This window comes from Mediterraneibacter agrestimuris (assembly GCF_943193195.1).
Lineage (GTDB): Bacteria > Bacillota > Clostridia > Lachnospirales > Lachnospiraceae > Schaedlerella > Schaedlerella agrestimuris.
The window spans coordinates 115,416-129,589 of record NZ_CALPDG010000004.1 but is presented as its reverse complement, the minus strand read 5'-3'; the positions used below and the strand labels follow the sequence as shown (position 1 = coordinate 129,589).

Below are 14,174 nucleotides of genomic sequence, written 5' to 3'. Positions count from 1 at the left end.
CGATTCCTTTTTTAACTTTCGGCTATAATGCCGTATTTTTTTAGACGCCGCCATAAGGTCGTTGTGCTGATTCCCAGCTCGTCAGCAATCTTTTTTCTGTTTCCATGATATTTGGTAAGCATTGTTTTTAACTGTTCGGCTTCTGGATGATAATACATCGATACCGGATCAGGGGAGTCTGTCTGAACGGGATATAACTCATCTAACAGATATCTTACATATGCCTCGCCAATTGATTTGTGCGGGGCTGTTAAAAATAACCGCTCCAAGAAAGCTGTCAGCTGGATTTCATTTCCGGGCCAGTCATAATTTATTAAGACTTCAATTGAACTTTCCGGAAATGTTAAAAATCTTGAGTATTGTTCGGCAAATGCATTTTTTGCGTCCAAAATAATTTTTTTGATATCTTGTTTTCGCTGCCGCAGAGGAGGAATCTGCATTACCAGTCCGTTAATAAGATAATATAAATCTTTTCTGAAAGAACCTGCATTTACATAATCCGTAAGTTTTACAGAGGTTGTAACGATAAGACGGTTGTTAATGGGCTGAAAGTTTTCTGCATCGTTTTGTATCAAAATTTTATAGCGCAGGGCCCGATAAAGCCGGGACTGGGTAATCGGGGCTAAGGCTTCAATCTCTGAAATGAGCAGAGTGCCTGTATCGCTTGCGGCTAAAGCTCCTTTCTTTTGAATCTGGTCAGCTGCATCGGGATTTCCGAAAAGATATTTCATTTGCGTATCATCTGACATGGAGCTTAAGTTGAGTGTTATAAACGGGCCTTTTTTGTATGTGCTGTTGTTGTGGATGCATTGTGCAAAAAGCTCCTTGTTCGTCCCGCATTCACCGCAAATTAGGACAGGCTGTGAAGATAAAGCATATATTTTGCCTAATTCAACACATTTCTTCATTGCTTCATTTTCTGTATCCAGATCAGAAAAATGGTGGATTGCGTTGTAGCCTTTCAGATACATAATACGAGACTTATCGGTTGCATGCTTTGTAGATTTTGTCAAAAGATAACATGAGAGAATAGCGCCGCTGATGTCGTCTTGGGTACAGATAGGCGCAATTGTCAGCATGGTTGGATTATCGCGAAAACGTACAGAAAGGTTGATGGAGTCGCGGCGGCCATTTAGTATGGAGTCAATCATTTGTTCACCGATTTCAGGAACAATGTCCAGTATGTTTTTTCCAAGTAACTGTTCCGCCTTTTTCCCTATTAATGTTTCAAAAGGGGGATTTACGATAGTTACTCTTTTTTTGGTATCTATTTTGATGATTGCGTTAAAAGAGGCATCTAATACAGCGGCAAATTGTGCGATATGCCTTTTTTCAGTTTCAGCTGTATAGCTCATTTGACGTGCGATTTTTAAGGCGTTTCGTATAGAATCTTCTGTTGATTCTACAAAGAGGGCCGGAATTCCCTTTTGGCGTGCAAGGCGGTTGACAACATCGCCGCCGATAAGAAGATCGGTACCCGCAGTAACGGCATGGTCTATTGCAGATTCTATCTGATCGATATTGTTAATAAAGACAGACTGCAGTTTAATATCAAATATTTCCTCAAAATATGACATGTCACTGTACATGTTCTTATAACCGATAATTGCTATGGAGGGGATTTCCTTGTTGATCATATGCTTTGCTTTTTTTATCAGCAGACCTAATTCTTGTCCGGTCATTTTAATTTCTACTAAGGGGATTTCAGTATATGATTTGATATAAGAAGCCTGGGCGCCTCTTGCTACAATAATCTCGGCGCCGTTTTCTACAGCCTTTCTGGCTTCGGCTATGGTATCTACAGTTTCAATGACTTTTAATGTGTGGATATCTATATGCTCTTCCTTAATGACCTTTTTTGCCTGCTTTAGCATACTTTCCCGGGGAAGAAGTACTGCGATTTTTGACATAATCAATGCTCTCCTTTTTAAAATGATTGTATTCAGAACTGCTTTTGCTGTCTGCGCGGAATCTGATACTTCACTTATGAATTATACCATGATTTTCATGGGTCAGGGCAATGAAAAAGTGGATTATGATTTGCAAAGGCGGTTTTCAGTGGAAAAATTGTTATTCTGTGATATAATGGTTTCGTGATTGCATGATGTGTAATCTAAGCCGGTATGTCGGGCTGCCGCCGCAAAGCGGCAGAGGATATCAGCTGGTTAAGAATAAGCTAAAGGAGAAAAGCATGGAGAGTAAAAAAATTATTCAGGTAGAGGAGAAGGTTCCTGTCCGGATGCTGGTGCCTCTTAGTATCCAGCATATGTTTGCAATGTTCGGCGCTTCAGTTCTGGTACCGTTTATCTTTGGCATCAATCCGGCGATCGTGTTGTTTATGAACGGTGTGGGGACCCTCATTTTTATTGCAGTGACAAAAGGCAAAGCACCTGCATATCTGGGTTCCAGCTTTGCATTTCTGGCACCTGCGGGGATTGTCATCAGCGAGATGGGTTATGAATACGCATTGGGTGGATTCGTGGCAGTTGGTTTCTGCGGATGTATTCTGTCCTTCATCATTTATAAATGCGGGACAAAATGGATTGATGTTGTTCTGCCGCCGGCAGCTATGGGGCCTGTAGTTGCACTGATTGGTCTGGAGCTGTCAGGATCTGCGGCAAGCAATGCGGGGCTGCTGGATGAGCAGATTGATATGAAAAATGTGATCGTATTTGCTGTTACACTGGGAGTTGCAGTCTTCGGAAGTGTATTGTTCCGCGGATTTTTATCAGTTATCTCAATTCTGATTGCAGTGATCGCAGGGTATGCGGCAGCGTTCTGCTGTGGGATTTTGGACTTTTCACAAGTTGCTGCGGCATCTTGGTTTTCTATTCCGAACTTTCAGATGGCAAAGTTTGATGTGAGTGCGGTCGTGATGCTTCTGCCTGTACTTTTGGTAATTGCGTCCGAGCATATCGGACATCAAGTTGTTACAGGTAAGATTATTGGAAGAAATCTGATTGAAGACCCCGGGCTTCACCGTTCTTTGTTTGGAGATAACTTCTCTACGATGCTTTCAGGTTTGATCGGTTCTGTGCCGACGACCACATATGGTGAGAATATCGGTGTGATGGCGATGACAAGAGTGTATAGCGTACAGGTGATTGCCGGAGCAGCTATTCTTTCTATTATCTGTTCTTTTGTAGGCAAACTTTCGATGTTGATACAGACCATCCCGGGACCGGTGATCGGAGGAATTTCCTTCCTTTTGTATGGCATGATCGGCGCATCGGGAATCCGGATTCTGGTAGATGCAAGAGTAGATTATGGCCGTTCCAGAAATCTGACATTGACCTCTGTTGTATTCGTGGCGGGATTGTCAGGAATCGCAGTGAAGTTCGGAGATATTCAGTTGACAGGAATGGTACTGGCAAGTGTGACTGCAATGGTACTAAGCCTGATTTTCTTTCTTCTGGATAAGGCAGAACTGACAAATGACAGATAAAAGAGTGCCGCTCCATAACTGATGAATCAATTATGGAGCGGCACTCCCTTTATACACTTTAATATAGAGAAGAAAGATTAAACAATGTCATTTCTCTTGATGTATCCCGGCTGTTGTGGATTACCGATTAATTCTTTTACATGAAGTACTCTTGCATGTTTATCCACAACCTGATTCTCAATATGGACATCTTTGCCGATGACAGTATCTGGAAGTATTACACAATTTTTCACGATTGCGCCGTCTTTGATAGTACATCCGCGTCCGATTACGGAATTCTCAACAATACCGCCGATGAGACAGCCATTGGAAACGACAGACTTCTTGACATCAGAACCGTTGAAATATTGAGTTGGGCATGAATCATTGGTTCTTGTATAAATCGGCCAGTCTTCTTTGAACAATGTCTGTGCATCCTTGTAGTCAATCAAGGAAAGGTTGGCATCATAATAGCTCTTTAAATCCGTAACTGTAGCGAAATATCCACGATGGGAAATTCCACGGATATCTAACTCCTCACAGAGTGCATTGACAATCTGGGGAAGAGTGAACATAGAGGAAAGCTTTCTCGCTTTCTTCACGAGGTCAATGAATAACTCTCTTTTCATTACATATGTATCCATGAAAACATTTCTGTTCTTGGCAGTTCCGCGGTTCTTTTCAATAGACTGTACACCCTTCTGCTTGTTCAGATTCAAAAGGTCGCAATTTAGGAATGATTCCCGTGCATTGTCAACCGAATGATACAACAGGGAGATGTCAGCACCGGATTCGGCATGTGTTTTTAATACCTCTCTGAAATCTTGTGTGTAAATCATATAACTTGGGGCAATGACAACGTACGGAGCGCTTTCTGCTTCGATACACTCCATATTCTCCATATAAGCGGAGATATCCGTGTCGTACAGAGAATTCTCTGTTCCGTTTTCGGAGAAGAGCAGATGTAGTCTTCCGCGTTTGGAGTTAATGTTATAATGCCGTCCAGTTCCCAGATGCTCAGCCAGTGAACGCGGCTTTTTATTAATATATACCTGAATTCTTTCGATACCGCTGTTGCTCAAGTTGGAAATCGGAAAATCAATTGCGCGGTATCTTCCCAGGAAGGAAAATGCGCCGATCGGACGATAATCTTCTAAACCGTTTACATAAATATGATGTCCGGAAAAGTTTACAATACCTAATGCTTTCATCTTACTCGTCCCCCTTTACACGCTTTGCAACAAGCTCAATGTGTTCGCTGTCTGCACTTCCTACAACGGCATTCTTACCAATCTTTACATTATTTGCAATCAAAGCCCGGATAACAACTGCGCCCTCTTCAACCTCTGCGCCCGGCATCAGCACGCTGTCGATGACCTTTGCGCCTTCGGCAACCTTAACGCTTGTAAAAAGAACAGAATTTTTGATTTCACCGTTGATCACGCATCCTTGTGTGATAAATGCGTTCTTGATATCTGCATGTTCTCCGATATAATGCGGCAGTGTTGTCACATCTTCGGTGTAGATTTTCCAGGAAGGGTCATTCAGATCCAGCTCATTATTCTTGTTCAGCAGATCCATATTGGCTTCCCAGAGAGAATCAATAGTTCCTACATCCTTCCAGTAGCCCTTGAACTTAAATGCGCAGAGTCTCTTTCCATCATTCAAAAGTGCAGGGATGATATCCTTGCCGAAGTCATGGCTGGAGTCTGCATTCTTCATATCTGCCAGGAGCATCTTGCGAAGTATCTTCCAACTGAAGATATAGATACCCATAGAAGCAAGATTACTCTTTGGGTTGGCAGGCTTCTCTTCAAACTCTACGATCATGCCGTTCTCATCTGTGTTCATGATACCGAAACGACTTGCTTCTTTCATCGGCACTTCAATAACGGCGATGGTAGCGTCTGCATTATTTGCCTTGTGATGCTCAAGCATCTTATCATAATTCATTTTGTAAATGTGGTCGCCGGAAAGAATGAGCAAATATTCCGGCTCGTATGTATCAATAAAATCAATATTTTGTGAAATGGCATCTGCTGTACCGCGGTAAACATCTAAATCACTGTCCGCTTTTTCACGCGGCGGCAAAACAAATACCCCGCTGTCCTTTGCGTCAAGTCCCCATCGCTGTCCGGCGGCAACGTAGCTGTTCAGTAACACAGATTCATATTGAGTCAGAACTCCTACAACATCTATACCACTGTTTGCACAATTGCTCAGCGGGAAATCAACAATGCGGTATTTTCCGCCATATGAAACAGCCGGTTTTGCTACTTTGTTCGTTAAGTCGTGAAGTCTGGAACCACGGCCGCCGGCTAAAATCATGGCTAACATATTGTTGTGTTTCATCAGTGAACCCTCTCTTTCATTTTTATAATGTATATTATACAATTTTTTTGCAGATTTCTCCATATTTTTGTAAAAAAAACCGAAGAAAATTTATGTAAAATTTATGTAATAAAATGGTAATAATTTATGTAATAAAATTGGGAAAAGGAAGGGGGAGAACGCAAGATACTCACCCTTTTGCTGTGCTGATATACTCTTTTAAAGCCTGATACTCATTTTGCCCAAATGTAATCTTTCCTTTTACCAGAGAAAAGAATCCGTCTTTCTGCATGGAACGGACAGCCCGGTCCAGTGTTTTTATGTTCATACCCAGTTCCTCGCCAAGACGTTCCCGTGTTTTTTGGAGGGTAAACGTAAAGGAACCGTCTGCTTCTCCGGCGGAAAAGATATGAGGTCCCTCTTCCGGTAAGCCTGCAGCCGGGAATTCCTGTTCATATAGTCTTACCAGATGGTCCGCAATGAGAAATGCCGGGGGGTAATATAATTTCAACCCGTTATTATAGGAAGACCGATATAACTTAAATGCTGTTCTCTGAGCCATTTTCCGTAAAATATGTGTATCTGAGTCGACCCATTCCTCAGCATCCTTTCGTGGTATGTATACTATTGTATTGGCAGTGAGCGCCTCGATGGTAACAGAAGTCTTTGGCAAGTTTGCAAGAAGTGTAACTTCTCCGATGAAGTCTATTGCCTTATTAGTTTCAATCATGTATATTTTGCCGTTTTCAAATTCATTAATCACCCGGTTTTCACCTTTAGCTACAATACCGAGATACTGGAGTTCACAGTCTTTTTGATGGATCAGCCCTCCCGGAGGATGGACTTTTATGCGGGCCTTTTGGCGGATATCCGGCGGCATTGTTTTTGTGTATTCATATAATTCGGGGACTTCTTTTTCCAATTCTTCCAATGTCATATCAACCGTCTCCTTTCTTCTGATATTATATTACTATAAGTATAGCAAAATGCACAAAGGATGCAAATGGATTTTGGGAAAATTATATAAATTTGGTAAGAAAGATCAGTTTTGTATTAAAACACCTCAAATGTCCTTTTTGTAAAATCTAAAATTCGATAAAATAGGGGCAACTTAAAAAGATGGCGTCGGCTAAAGAGAAAGACGCAGGGTATGGGAGGTAAAAACGATGGCAAAAAAGAAAGAGGCATTTGCCTACGAGTCACTTGGGCAGAGAATCAAGGTGGAGTGGAAAATTTATCTGCTGGCATTCATTTTCATCCTGATCGCAGACAGTATCGGAAAGATTGAGATTCCGATCGGAAAGGGAATGTTCATTCTGTTCCCGATCTTCTATGCGATCATTCTAGGTGTGTGCTGTGGACCGCAGGTGGCAAAGATTGTAAACAATGAGCAGGTAAAGGCAGCATCTAAGCTGGTAGTTGTAGGAATTGCGCCATTTATTGCAAAGCTTGGAATTACAGCAGGCGCAAATGTGGAGACGATTCTGGAAGCGGGACCGGCAGTACTGCTGCATGGCTTCGGAAACTTGTTTGGAATCGTTCTGGCACTTCCGGTAGCAATTTTGCTGGGAATGAAGAGAGAGGCTGTAGGCGCCTGCTTTTCCATCAACCGGGAGTATCATATGGCGCTGATCAACAATATTTATGGCGCAGATTCAGCAGAGGCAAGAGGAAGTCTCTCTATATACATAGTAGGCGGTATGATCGGTACGATTTATTTTGGAATTATGGCTTCAGCAGTAGCAATGACAGGATGGTTCCAGCCTGAGGCTCTTGGATTGGCGTCAGGAGTAGGCGCAGGTATTATGATGGCAAGCTCAAGCGCATCTCTTTGCGCAATTTATCCGGAGGCAACAGAGACGATCCAGACGCTGGCAAGTGTCGGTGAAACAATTGCCGGAGTGACAGGTATCTACATTAACATGTTCCTGGCAATTCCACTGTGCGATAAGTTATACTGCATACTGGAACCAAAGATCGGACGTTTCGGAAAAGCAAAACTTGCAGAAAATAAAACGGAGGAATAAAGATTATGAGATATATAGAATGGTTATTCTTACTTGTGGTAGGAGCCTGTGGAACAGGACTGGCGAATTTTATCGGTTATGACGTAGGATTTTTGGATTCTCTTCCGGGATTGATCGTTCTGGTCGGGATCTCCATGCTGGCGGTTCTTTGTGTGAAGACAATTCCGTTGAAGCTGCCAATCGTAGCATACTGTGCGATCATCGGCTTGATCCTGGCATGCCCGCTCTCTCCGATCCGTGGTTTTGTCATTGATTCGGCAGCAAAGATCAACTTTACAGCGCCATTTACCATGGTAGGAGCATACGCTGGTCTGGCAATCGGCGATCAGTTGAAGACATTTGTGAAACAGGGACCGAAAATTCTGATCGTAGGTCTGCTTGTTATGACAGGTACGTTCTTGGGTTCCTGTATCTGGGATTCGTTAATGCTGATGCTGTTTAAAGCAATCTAATAAAACTGTAAAATCAGTTAAGGAGGAATAAATAGATGGAGACATGTAATTTACTGATTAAAAACGCAATTGTTATGACAGATTATGAAACGATACAGAATGGAATGGATATTGCAGTAGCCGACGGAAAGGTTCTGGAGGTTGTGAAAACCGGGAGCAGGGAATATCAGGCAGATAAAGTGATCTCAGGAGAAGGGAAACTGTTTATGCCGGGGCTGATCGATAGTCACATGCATACCGGGCAGCAGTTGTTGAAGGGGCTTGTGCTGGATGCAAAACCGATTATCTGGACCAGGGTTATGCTGCCTTTTGAAAGCACACTGACGACGGAGAAAATGAAACTATCGGCACGGGTAGCCGCCTTGGAGATGATAAAGTCTGGAACAACGGCATTTATCGATGCAGGCAGCTACCATATGGACGCGGCGGCAGAGGTATATGCGAAAACGGGCTTGCGGGGCAGACTTTCTTATTCTACCATGGATGAGGAGGGACTTCCGGAGAGCATCGCCATGGATGCAAAACAGGCGGTACAGGAAACAGACAGTCTGTATGAGAATTGGAATGGAAAAGGAAACTTAAAGGTGTACTATTCACTTCGTGCTTTGAATTCCTGCTCTGATGAGCTGACAGAACTGGCGGCTGCTCATGCAAAAGAACGCAATGCTATGCTGCAGGCGCACATGAATGAATATCAGGGTGAAGTAGATGGAATTATCAAGCGGGAAGGTATGCGCCCATATGAATATCTGGAGAAAATGGATGTATTGTCTTCCAGGTTCTTAGGCGCACACAGTCTGATTCTTTCAGAAGAAGAGAAAGTGCTGATTAAAGAACATGGCGTGAAAATCTGCCACTGCCCGTTCAGCAACTGTGGGAAAGCAGTGCCGGATACCCCGGATTATGTGGAAAGAGGAATCATTCCGGGATTTGGTACGGATGGAGCGGCTCACGGCGGCTTGAGCCTGTGGAATGAGATGCGGATATTCCGTTCTCTGATGAATATTTACCACGGCGTGCCGAACCGCAATCCGAAGGTGATGCCGGCAGAGCTTTTATTCCGTATGGTATTTGAGGGCGGAGCGGCAGCGATTGACGAAGTAGGAGCGTGCGGACGGATCGAAGCAGGTTATAAGGCAGACATGATCAGTGTGAATCTGGATGCGGGAAGACTGATCCCGAGCGGAAATCTGCTGCATACTATGTTCGAGTGTGCAGAATCCGGTGATGTACGCGACATGATCGTGGGCGGAGAGGTGCTGATGGAGGATCGGGTAGTCAAGACTCTGGATGAAGAGCGGATTCGCTTTGAGGCATTAGAATATATGAAGAAAGAAGGAGTATTGTAATGGGAATCTGGCTGATGATCGGGGCTGCCAATCTGGTGGTCGGAGCATTGGTAGGACTTTGTGGGGTAGCAGGTTTTCTGCTCCCCATGTTTTATACTGCCAGTCTGGGGTTGAGTATATCGGAAGGGCTGGCGCTTAGTTTTTCTGCATTTATCGTGTCGGGAGTCCTGGGGGCACTGAATTATCAGAAGGCAGGTAATCTGGATGTAAAGTTTGGATTGAAGTTAAGTATCGGCAGTTTGATCGGAGCCGTTGCAGGAGTGAAACTGAATCTGCTTATTCCTGAGGACAAGGTGCAAATGCTGCTTTATCTTGTAGTGCTGTTGTCGGGGATTTCTATTCTTCTGCGAAAAGATAAGGAGAGGACGTCAGACAGCAACAGATTTTCGATAGAGGAGAAGCTGCCGCTGACGTTGGCACTTGGATTTGTGACCGGAGTAATTTGTTCTATGTCAGGAGCAGGAGGACCAGTACTTGTTATGCCGCTTTTGGTTGTGTTTGGGATTCCAATCCGAACAGCGGTGGGAGTGGCGTTGTTTAATTCCATTTTTATCGGGATTCCGGCAGTAATTGGTTATTTAGGTCAGTGCGACATGGGGAAAATCCTGCCGATTCTTATAGCGGCGCTTGTGACACATGGAATTGGTGTGTTTTACGGAAGCAAGAATGCATCCCGGATCAACCAGGAGATACTGAAAAAAGGAATTGCGGTTTTTTCAATTGCAATTGCAGTATGGAAACTGGGAGGGATATTTTAAGATAAAATTAATGGAACATTTCGCAGAGGTATGGTAGACTAAAAAACAGATTTATATATTTGCGAGGTGTGTGCATGAATTTTAATAAAGAAAATATACGTCATATTCGTGAGCTGATCGTTTTTACCATAGTTCTGCTGATTGCTCTGTGGAATTATACAATTGTTTTGGATATGATTGGCTTTGTGGGGAATATCCTCTTTCCGTTTGCAGTGGGCGGAGCAATTGCCTTTGTGCTGAATGTGCCGATGAGTTTTGCCGAACGGAATATTTTTAAAAATAAAAGTACGCTGAAAAATAAAAAGTTACAGCGAATGGCGCGCCCCTTAAGTCTTACGCTGACGATTGCGTTTGTGCTGGGGATTGTGGGAATTGTGATGTTTGTAGTGGTTCCACAGTTGGGCCATACATTTGCCAGCCTTGGAAGAAATATCAGCCGTTTTATTCCGAAGGCGATTGCATGGCTGGAAATGCAGTTTGAAGATAACAAGGAAATTCTGGCTTTGATCGGTGATATGAATATGAGCTGGGACAAAATGCTTGACGGCATAATCGGCTTTTTTAAGAATGGTGTCGGCAATGTATTTGATTCCACAATTTCTGTAGCGACAAGTATTGTGGGCAGTGTGACAACGTCTTTTATTGCTTTTGTATTTGCCTGTTATATTTTATTGCAAAAGGAAAAACTGCATGTACAGATTAAGAAAGTTTTATTTGCATATCTGCCGGAAAAGCGGGTGGTGTCCATTTTGGATATCTGTTCTCTGACGTATAAGACTTTTTCCAATTTCCTGACGGGGCAGTGTGTGGAGGCACTGATTCTTGGATCTATGTTCTTTGTAGTGATGGGAATCATCCGGCTTCCGTATGCTCTATTGGTCGGCGTACTGATTGCCTTTACGGCATTGATTCCAATTTTTGGAGCGTTTATCGGATGTGCGGTGGGTGCATTTTTGATTCTCATGGTAGATCCGTGGAAGGCTGTGGTTTTTGTAATTTTGTTCCTTGTACTGCAGCAGATTGAAGGTAACCTGATCTACCCGAAGGTGGTCGGTAATTCTGTGGGACTACCATCTATCTGGGTGCTGGCGGCAGTCAGTATCGGCGGAAGCTTGATGGGTGTGGTCGGAATGCTGATATTTATACCTCTGGTGTCGGTGGTCTATACGATTTTCCGTGGGGATGTGTATAGGCGGCTTGAAAAAAAGCAGATTAGTGTGGAGTGACTAAGAAAAGACTTGACTTCCATTGTCAGATTGTGATACAATTTTCTGGCGAATGGAAGTAGGTCTTTTTTTTATGCCTAAAAATCAGATGGCTCGCAACCATCAGTAACAAGTAAATAAGCATATAAGAAGCGAGGTGGAAGTTGTGCGCACAAGAATTACATTGGAATGTACAGAATGCAAGAACCGCAATTACAACATGACCAAGGATAAGAAAACACATCCGGAACGCATGGAAACAAAGAAGTACTGCAAGTTCTGTAAATCACACACACTGCACAAAGAGACAAAATAGTCGTTGAAGGGAAGTGGAAAGATGAGTGATAAGAAAGAAAAAGCTCAGAAGAAAAGCTGGTTCAAAGGACTGAAGGCGGAGTTCAAGAAAGTCGTTTGGCCGGATAAGAACACACTTGCGAAACAGACAACGGCAGTTGTTTCAGTATCTGTATTACTGGGAGCGTTGATCGCAATAATTGACGCAGCCATGAAGTATGGAATTGACTTGTTGGTGAAGTAATCGGCAAGAGCAGAAAGGTGATTTTATGTCAAAGGCAAGATGGTATGTAGTTCATACCTATTCCGGGTATGAAAACAAGGTAAAAGCGAACATTGATAAGACAATCGAAAACCGTCATCTGGAAGAACAGATTCTGGAGGTAAGAGTGCCGATGGAAGAGGTCGTTGAGATGAAGAACGGCGTTCAGAAGGTGAGCCTTAAGAAGCTGTTTCCGGGATATGTCATGATTCACATGATTATGAACGATGACACATGGTATGTTGTTCGTAATACCCGTGGCGTGACAGGATTCGTTGGACCGGGGTCCAAGCCGGTGCCGCTGGAGGAAGAGGAGATGAGCCGTTTCGGAATTCAGAGAGAGAATATCCACTATGATTTCGAGATTGGCGATACCGTAACTGTATTGAGCGGCGCGTGGGAAGGAACTGTCGGTGTGGTTCAGACGATGAACCCGCAGAAGCAGAGCTTGTCTATCAACGTAGAATTGTTTGGCCGTGAAACACCGGTTGAACTTGGTTTTTCAGAAGTAAAAAAGATGGATTAAAACCGTGGGAGGGATTTTGTCCCGCCAATACCACAAGGAGGTAATGAAAAATGGCAAAAAAAGTAGAAGGTTATATTAAGTTACAGATTCCGGCAGGTAAGGCAACTCCGGCACCGCCGGTCGGACCTGCGCTTGGACAGCACGGAGTGAACATTGTAGAGTTCACAAAGCAGTTCAACGCAAGAACAGCAGACCAGGGAGACTTGATCATCCCGGTTGTTATTACTGTTTATAATGACAGAAGTTTCAGTTTTGTTACAAAGACACCGCCGGCAGCAGTTCTGATCAAGAAAGCATGTAACATTAAATCTGGTTCAGGTGTTCCGAACAAGAATAAGGTTGCAACGATCACAAAGGCTCAGGTAGAAGAAATTGCTAAGACAAAGATGCCGGACTTGAATGCAGCATCTGTAGAAGCGGCTATGAGCATGATTGAAGGAACATGCCGTTCTATGGGAGTAACTGTAGTAGAGGCGTAGAGCACTTAGTGAGGTGTTTCCGAACTTAGTGCGAACCCGTTCTTTGAGATTAACGAGGTTATTTCGAGTTTAGCGAAAAGAACTACATTGAAAGTGCCGCATATATCAGTGATTCATTCTCTGTGTCATGGAGATGAAAAATTGCTATAGAGATGTAACAAAGTGAAATTAGTGGGAGGGCTTCGTTCCCGCAAATACCACAAGGAGGTTTATTAGAATGAAACGAGGAAAGAAATATATTGAAGCTGCGAAACAGATTGAAAGAGGAAACCTTTACGACAAGGAAGAGGCTATTACTCTTGTAAAGAAAGCAGCAGTTGCAAAATTTGATGAAACAATCGAGGCTCACATCAGAACAGGGTGTGACGGACGTCATGCTGACCAGCAGATCCGCGGTGCAGTTGTATTGCCGCACGGAACAGGTAAAACAGTTCGTATCCTTGTATTTGCTAAGGATGCAAAGGCTGAGGAAGCGAAAGCGGCAGGAGCAGATTTTGTAGGCGGAGATGAGTTGATTCCGAAGATTCAGAACGAAGGATGGCTTGACTTCGATGTTGTTGTTGCTACACCGGATATGATGGGTGTTGTGGGACGTCTCGGACGTGTACTTGGACCAAAGGGTCTTATGCCGAACCCGAAGGCAGGAACTGTTACGATGGACGTAACAAAAGCTGTTAACGATATCAAAGCTGGTAAGATTGAGTACAGATTGGACAAAACAAATATTATCCATGTGCCGATCGGTAAAGCATCCTTTACTGAGGAGCAGTTAGCGGACAACTTCCAGACGCTTATCGATGCAATTATTAAAGTAAGACCGGCAGCTGTGAAAGGTCAGTATCTTAAGAGTGTAGTTCTTACATCTACAATGGGACCTGGCGTTAAGCTGAATCCGATGAAGCTTCAGTAATTGTAGCTAAATATAAAAAAACACTTGACATTTTCTCGCGGCAGTGCTAATCTAGTATGGAAATTGACTGCCGAAGACAGCAGGTGCCGTAAGGCATAAGGATGAAAACGCCTGCCGAGGAAGATAAGTATCTTAGTAATTAAGAACATTACGAACC

15 protein-coding genes and 1 other annotated feature (1 of these 16 only partly in view) are annotated in these 14,174 nt (G+C 43.4%); of the genes, 11 read left to right on the top strand and 4 right to left on the bottom strand.

The window, feature by feature from the left end; all coding sequences use genetic code 11:
• Positions 1 to 11: 11 nt before the first annotated feature.
• Positions 12 to 1,874, bottom strand: coding sequence for a sigma-54-dependent Fis family transcriptional regulator (locus NFS18_RS03805; protein ID WP_251388104.1), 1,863 nt, complete (start codon positions 1,872 to 1,874; stop codon positions 12 to 14).
• Positions 1,875 to 2,191: 317 nt separating this feature from the next.
• Between NFS18_RS03805 and uraA the strand changes: the two genes are divergently transcribed.
• A complete protein-coding gene (uraA, locus tag NFS18_RS03800) occupies positions 2,192 to 3,445 on the top strand; it encodes a uracil permease (RefSeq protein WP_251388102.1) in 1,254 nt (417 codons plus the stop codon).
• 77 nt (positions 3,446 to 3,522) lie between these two features.
• Here uraA and glgD read toward each other — a convergent pair whose 3' ends face one another.
• The 3 genes from glgD to NFS18_RS03785 all read right to left on the bottom strand — a co-directional run bounded on the left by glgD (position 3,523) and on the right by NFS18_RS03785 (position 6,692).
• On the bottom strand, positions 3,523 to 4,635 hold the full coding sequence (gene glgD / locus NFS18_RS03795; RefSeq protein WP_251388100.1) for a glucose-1-phosphate adenylyltransferase subunit GlgD: 1,113 nt from the start codon (positions 4,633 to 4,635) through the stop codon (positions 3,523 to 3,525).
• Position 4,636: 1 nt separating this feature from the next.
• Positions 4,637 to 5,776 carry a glucose-1-phosphate adenylyltransferase gene (locus NFS18_RS03790; RefSeq protein ID WP_251388098.1) on the bottom strand — a complete coding sequence of 380 codons (1,140 nt, stop codon included), beginning with the start codon at positions 5,774 to 5,776 and terminating at the stop codon, positions 4,637 to 4,639.
• 169 nt (positions 5,777 to 5,945) lie between these two features.
• Positions 5,946 to 6,692, bottom strand: a complete 747-nt coding sequence (locus tag NFS18_RS03785; RefSeq protein WP_251388096.1) for a Crp/Fnr family transcriptional regulator — start codon at positions 6,690 to 6,692, stop codon at positions 5,946 to 5,948.
• A 229-nt stretch (positions 6,693 to 6,921) separates the two neighbouring features.
• Here NFS18_RS03785 and NFS18_RS03780 point away from each other — a divergent pair, with 229 nt between their 5' ends.
• The 10 genes from NFS18_RS03780 to rplA all read left to right on the top strand — a co-directional run bounded on the left by NFS18_RS03780 (position 6,922) and on the right by rplA (position 14,017).
• Entirely contained in the window at positions 6,922 to 7,782 is an 861-nt protein-coding gene (locus NFS18_RS03780; RefSeq protein ID WP_251388093.1) for a DUF3100 domain-containing protein, read from the top strand.
• Positions 7,783 to 7,787: 5 nt separating this feature from the next.
• Positions 7,788 to 8,234, top strand: a complete 447-nt coding sequence (locus tag NFS18_RS03775; RefSeq protein ID WP_251388091.1) for a hypothetical protein — start codon at positions 7,788 to 7,790, stop codon at positions 8,232 to 8,234.
• 35 nt (positions 8,235 to 8,269) lie between these two features.
• The gene (locus tag NFS18_RS03770; RefSeq protein WP_251388089.1) at positions 8,270 to 9,583 is read left to right on the top strand and encodes an amidohydrolase family protein; all 1,314 of its coding nucleotides are present in this window, start codon (positions 8,270 to 8,272) and stop codon (positions 9,581 to 9,583) included.
• Positions 9,583 to 10,341 carry a sulfite exporter TauE/SafE family protein gene (locus NFS18_RS03765; RefSeq protein ID WP_251388087.1) on the top strand — a complete coding sequence of 253 codons (759 nt, stop codon included), beginning with the start codon at positions 9,583 to 9,585 and terminating at the stop codon, positions 10,339 to 10,341. The genes NFS18_RS03770 and NFS18_RS03765 overlap by 1 nt, the downstream gene beginning before the upstream one ends.
• 74 nt (positions 10,342 to 10,415) lie before the next feature.
• Positions 10,416 to 11,567 (top strand): AI-2E family transporter, encoded by a 1,152-nt coding sequence (locus NFS18_RS03760; RefSeq protein ID WP_251388085.1) that lies wholly within the window; start codon positions 10,416 to 10,418, stop codon positions 11,565 to 11,567.
• A gap of 145 nt (positions 11,568 to 11,712) precedes the next feature.
• On the top strand, positions 11,713 to 11,862 hold the full coding sequence (rpmG, locus tag NFS18_RS03755) for a 50S ribosomal protein L33 (protein WP_251388083.1): 150 nt from the start codon (positions 11,713 to 11,715) through the stop codon (positions 11,860 to 11,862).
• A 21-nt stretch (positions 11,863 to 11,883) separates the two neighbouring features.
• A complete protein-coding gene (secE, locus tag NFS18_RS03750; RefSeq protein ID WP_251388081.1) occupies positions 11,884 to 12,084 on the top strand; it encodes a preprotein translocase subunit SecE in 201 nt (66 codons plus the stop codon).
• Between the two features lie 25 nt (positions 12,085 to 12,109).
• Entirely contained in the window at positions 12,110 to 12,628 is a 519-nt protein-coding gene (gene nusG, locus NFS18_RS03745) for a transcription termination/antitermination protein NusG (RefSeq protein ID WP_251388079.1), read from the top strand.
• 50 nt (positions 12,629 to 12,678) lie between these two features.
• Positions 12,679 to 13,107, top strand: a complete 429-nt coding sequence (gene rplK, locus NFS18_RS03740) for a 50S ribosomal protein L11 (protein ID WP_251388077.1) — start codon at positions 12,679 to 12,681, stop codon at positions 13,105 to 13,107.
• A gap of 217 nt (positions 13,108 to 13,324) precedes the next feature.
• Positions 13,325 to 14,017 carry a 50S ribosomal protein L1 gene (rplA, locus tag NFS18_RS03735; protein WP_251388075.1) on the top strand — a complete coding sequence of 231 codons (693 nt, stop codon included), beginning with the start codon at positions 13,325 to 13,327 and terminating at the stop codon, positions 14,015 to 14,017.
• 52 nt (positions 14,018 to 14,069) lie between these two features.
• Positions 14,070 to 14,174, top strand: a sequence feature (ribosomal protein L10 leader region) (it continues 37 nt past the right edge of the window).

Excerpts from the sequence above, each read along its gene's own strand:
- NFS18_RS03790 (WP_251388098.1), bottom strand. The coding sequence starts at position 5,776 with ATGAAACACAACAATATGTTAGCCATGATTTTAGCCGGCGGCCGTGGT.
- NFS18_RS03775 (WP_251388091.1), top strand. The coding sequence starts at position 7,788 with ATGAGATATATAGAATGGTTATTCTTACTTGTGGTAGGAGCCTGTGGA.
- rplA (WP_251388075.1), top strand. The coding sequence starts at position 13,325 with ATGAAACGAGGAAAGAAATATATTGAAGCTGCGAAACAGATTGAAAGA.
- uraA (WP_251388102.1), top strand. The coding sequence starts at position 2,192 with ATGGAGAGTAAAAAAATTATTCAGGTAGAGGAGAAGGTTCCTGTCCGG.
- NFS18_RS03805 (WP_251388104.1), bottom strand. The coding sequence starts at position 1,874 with ATGCTAAAGCAGGCAAAAAAGGTCATTAAGGAAGAGCATATAGATATC.
- NFS18_RS03785 (WP_251388096.1), bottom strand. The coding sequence starts at position 6,692 with ATGACATTGGAAGAATTGGAAAAAGAAGTCCCCGAATTATATGAATAC.
- NFS18_RS03760 (WP_251388085.1), top strand. The coding sequence starts at position 10,416 with ATGAATTTTAATAAAGAAAATATACGTCATATTCGTGAGCTGATCGTT.
- nusG (WP_251388079.1), top strand. The coding sequence starts at position 12,110 with ATGTCAAAGGCAAGATGGTATGTAGTTCATACCTATTCCGGGTATGAA.
- NFS18_RS03780 (WP_251388093.1), top strand. The coding sequence starts at position 6,922 with ATGGCAAAAAAGAAAGAGGCATTTGCCTACGAGTCACTTGGGCAGAGA.
- secE (WP_251388081.1), top strand. The coding sequence starts at position 11,884 with ATGAGTGATAAGAAAGAAAAAGCTCAGAAGAAAAGCTGGTTCAAAGGA.
- glgD (WP_251388100.1), bottom strand. The coding sequence starts at position 4,635 with ATGAAAGCATTAGGTATTGTAAACTTTTCCGGACATCATATTTATGTA.
- NFS18_RS03765 (WP_251388087.1), top strand. The coding sequence starts at position 9,583 with ATGGGAATCTGGCTGATGATCGGGGCTGCCAATCTGGTGGTCGGAGCA.
- rplK (WP_251388077.1), top strand. The coding sequence starts at position 12,679 with ATGGCAAAAAAAGTAGAAGGTTATATTAAGTTACAGATTCCGGCAGGT.
- NFS18_RS03770 (WP_251388089.1), top strand. The coding sequence starts at position 8,270 with ATGGAGACATGTAATTTACTGATTAAAAACGCAATTGTTATGACAGAT.